The sequence below is a fragment of the Corallococcus sp. 4LFB genome, from assembly GCF_046520365.1.
Classification (GTDB): domain Bacteria; phylum Myxococcota; class Myxococcia; order Myxococcales; family Myxococcaceae; genus Corallococcus; species Corallococcus caeni.
The window spans coordinates 1-3,190 of record NZ_JBKGHJ010000714.1 but is presented as its reverse complement, the minus strand read 5'-3'; the positions used below and the strand labels follow the sequence as shown (position 1 = coordinate 3,190).

Genomic DNA, 3,190 nt, shown 5'->3' with positions numbered 1-3,190 from the left:
CGGGCGGCACGGCGGACGCGTTCGGCCGTCAGGCGGGCTGGGCGGGGTTCCAGGTGGCGCCCCGCGTGTCGGTGAGCCGCGAGCTGGGGCCCGTGGTGCTGGGCGCCAACGCGGGCGTGCGGATCCGCTCCAAGGAAGTGGAGCCGGGCCGCGACGTGGGCACGGAGCTGGAGCAGGGCGTGGTGGTGGCCACGCGCGGCAAGGGGCTGCGCGGCGAAATCGCGCTGCAGGCCGCCGAGTCGCTCGTGGAGTCGGACTTCGCGCTGGAGCTGCTGGGCGGCGTGCGGCTGCCGGTGGGCGCGGGCTTCGAGGCGTTCGCGATTGGCGGGCACGGCTTCACGGACATCCCGGGCACGCCGTCGTTCCGCCTGGGCGCGGGCATCGCGTACGCGAACGAGCCCGAGCCCGTGGACCGCTGCCGCACCGGCCGCAGCCACACGCCGGAGCAGTGCCCCAACGAGGACGACGACGGCGACGGCGTGGCGAACAAGGACGACCGCTGCCCGCTGGAGGCCGGCGCCGTGGAGAACAACGGCTGCCCGGACAAGGACTCGGACGGCGACGGCGTGGTGGACCGCGAGGACCAGTGCCCGTCGCAGGCGGGAACGGCGCGCGACCACGGCTGCCCGGCGCCGGACGCGGACAACGACGGCGTGCGGGACGACGAGGACGCCTGCCCGAACGAGGCCGGTCCCGCATCCGAGCGCGGCTGCCCCGTGAAGGACACGGACAAGGACGGAGTTCCGGACAAGGACGACGCCTGCCCGAACGAGGCCGGTCCCGCGTCCGAGCGTGGCTGCCCCGTGAAGGAGCAGAAGCCGCCCGAGGAGCCCAAGCCCCAGCCGCAGCCGGAGAAGCCCGCGGAGGAGACGACGTCGCCGCTGGAGCACATCGTCCAGTTCCCGGTGAACCAGTCGGAGTTCCAGGAGAACGAGCAGCAGCAGCTGGATGCCATCGCGGCGTACCTGAAGGCGAATCCGAAGCTGAGCATCCGGATTGAAGGCCACACGGACAACAGCGGTCCGGAGGAAGCCAACCGCACGCTGAGCCAGCAGCGCGCGAACCGCGTGCGCGCGTACCTCATCCAGAAGGGCATCGCGGGCTCGCGCATGGAGGCGAAGGGCTTCGGCCCCGACCGTCCGCGCGTGTCCAACGAGACGCCGGAAGGCCGCAGCGCGAACCGCCGCGTGGAGTTCGTGCCCGTGACGGAGCGCTGACCTCCGCCCGCATCAACGTGACGCCGCTTCGTGGTCACCCACGAAGCGGCGCACGGGAGTTCGTCCCCGTCTCGGGACGCTGACACTCCCGTAAGCAGCACCGTGCGCCGCTTCGTGTTCACCCACGAAGCGGCGCACAGCCGTTTCAGGCCTCTTCGGGATGCAGCTGCACCAGCGCCGGCAGCTCCGCCGCGCGGTCCCGCAGCCGGACCTTGGGGCGGATGGCCACCGGAACGCGGGCCGCCGCGAGCAGGTCCAGGTCGAACACGTTGTCGCCGAAGGCGGCGCAGAGCGGCCGGTCCGTGCGCTGCCTCAGGCAGGACACCTTGCCGGGGCCGTAGGGCACGGGCTCGAAGACGGACGTCTGCAACCGTCCGCCCTCCTCCTTCGGCGTGCACGCCAGCACGAACTCGGACGTGAGCCCCACCTCGCGCACCGCCGCCTCCACCACCGCGCGCGGCGACGCGCTGACCACGTAGCAGTCCACGCCCTGTTCGCGGGCCCACTCCACCACGCGGCGGGCTTCCGGGTGGATGCGGCGGGCCACGTCCTTGCGGGCCACCACCTCCTGGGCGAAGCCGCGCATCTCCTCCGCGTGCCAGCCCGCGAAGATCCACGCCATCATCTCGTAGGTGGCCTGCTCCGGCAGCCGCCCGGCCTCGAACGCCTTGAACAGCGCGTGCGCCAGCGTCACCGCGTCCGGATGCGCCTCCACGCCATGGCGGGCGCCCAGCCGCTCCAGCGCCACGCGGGCCTCGGGCCGCACGCCGCCGTGCTCCAGCAGGGCCATGAACAGGTCATCCCCCACGTCCCCGCTCCACAACGTGCCGTCTCCGTCGAAGGCCAGCACGCCGTCCGGCGTCCGCTCCACCTCGCGACGGATGCGCTCCAGCGTCTCCTCGACCCGCTCGATCCTCATGGGCGCCATCCTCGCTGGCCTGACTGTCCAGTGTCATCCGGGTCCGCGAAGCCGGGCCACGGGCTGTTCACCAGCGAGGTGGAGGTGCGACTACCCTCCAGGGCATGGCACGGACCGAGAAAGAGAAGATGCTCGCGGGGGAGCTGTACCTCGCCACCGATCCACGGCTGATGGCCGAGCGGGCCCGCGCCCGCAAGCTCCTGCGCCGCTACAACCAGTCCACCGAGGACGAGCTGCCGGAGCGGGAGCGCCTGCTCACCGAGCTTTTGGGCAAGGTGGGCGCGGGGACGTGGATCGAACCGCCCTTCTCCTGCGACTACGGCGAGCACATCCGGCTGGGCGAACGCGTCTTCATGAACTTCCAGTGCGTCATCCTGGACTGCAACACGGTGACGATTGGCGACGACGTGTCCTTCGGCCCGGGCGTGCAGGTGTACGCGGCCACGCATCCGCTGGATCCGGATGAGCGCATCAAGGGCCCGGAGCTGGGCCGCGCCATCACCATCGGCTCGAAGGTGTGGATTGGCGGCGGCGCCATCATCTGCCCGGGCGTGACCATCGGGGAGGGCTCCACCATCGGCGCGGGCAGCGTGGTGACCCGGGACATCCCGCCGTATGTCTTCGCCGCCGGCAACCCCTGCCGCGTCATCCGCAACCTCCGGTAACGGCGCTCAGCCCGCGCGCGTCGCGGAAGCGCACCTCGCCAGGGACTCGCGGAGCGCATCGAGCGGCGAGTCCGGAAGGTCGACCGAGCGCCAGGCCACGTAGCCATCCGGGCGGATCAGCGACGCGCCTCCCGCCTTCAGCCCGAACGCGCTCCGGAACGCCTCCGCGTCCAGCGGCCGCACGTCCCCGCCCATGCGCACGCACTCCAACGTGAGGCCTGACGCCCTGGCGACGCGCGCCACGGCCGATTCCCACCGCGCGTCCTCGGTGAGGAGCACCCACGTCCGCTGGAGCAGGTCGAGCGTCGACACCCGCTCACCGCCCTGCTCCACCCAGAGATGGGGCGCGCGCGTGCCGGGCTGACCGGCCCGACCAGTGGGCCGGTCAG

The 3,190-nt window shown here is 72.3% G+C and carries 3 protein-coding genes and 1 pseudogene; 2 read left to right on the top strand and 2 right to left on the bottom strand.

Annotated elements, in window-relative coordinates; genetic code table 11:
• On the top strand, positions 1-1,217 hold a 1,217-nt coding region (locus tag ACLEQD_RS39990; RefSeq protein WP_410391184.1), incomplete at its 5' end, for an OmpA family protein.
• A gap of 145 nt (positions 1,218-1,362) precedes the next feature.
• Here the strand turns inward: ACLEQD_RS39990 and ACLEQD_RS39985 are convergent.
• Positions 1,363-2,136 carry an HAD family hydrolase gene (locus ACLEQD_RS39985; protein WP_410391182.1) on the bottom strand — a complete coding sequence of 258 codons (774 nt, stop codon included), beginning with the start codon at positions 2,134-2,136 and terminating at the stop codon, positions 1,363-1,365.
• Positions 2,137-2,240: 104 nt separating this feature from the next.
• Here ACLEQD_RS39985 and ACLEQD_RS39980 point away from each other — a divergent pair, with 104 nt between their 5' ends.
• Positions 2,241-2,801 carry a sugar O-acetyltransferase gene (locus ACLEQD_RS39980; RefSeq protein WP_410391180.1) on the top strand — a complete coding sequence of 187 codons (561 nt, stop codon included), beginning with the start codon at positions 2,241-2,243 and terminating at the stop codon, positions 2,799-2,801.
• Positions 2,802-2,807: 6 nt separating this feature from the next.
• On the opposite strand, the pseudogene ACLEQD_RS39975 reads toward ACLEQD_RS39980, so the two are convergent.
• Positions 2,808-3,190 (bottom strand): annotated as a pseudogene (locus ACLEQD_RS39975) (hypothetical protein); the annotation flags it as partial.

Bases quoted from the DNA above. Each gene is read 5' to 3' on its own strand.
- ACLEQD_RS39985 (WP_410391182.1), bottom strand. From the start codon at position 2,136: ATGAGGATCGAGCGGGTCGAGGAGACGCTGGAGCGCATCCGTCGCGAG.
- ACLEQD_RS39980 (WP_410391180.1), top strand. From the start codon at position 2,241: ATGGCACGGACCGAGAAAGAGAAGATGCTCGCGGGGGAGCTGTACCTC.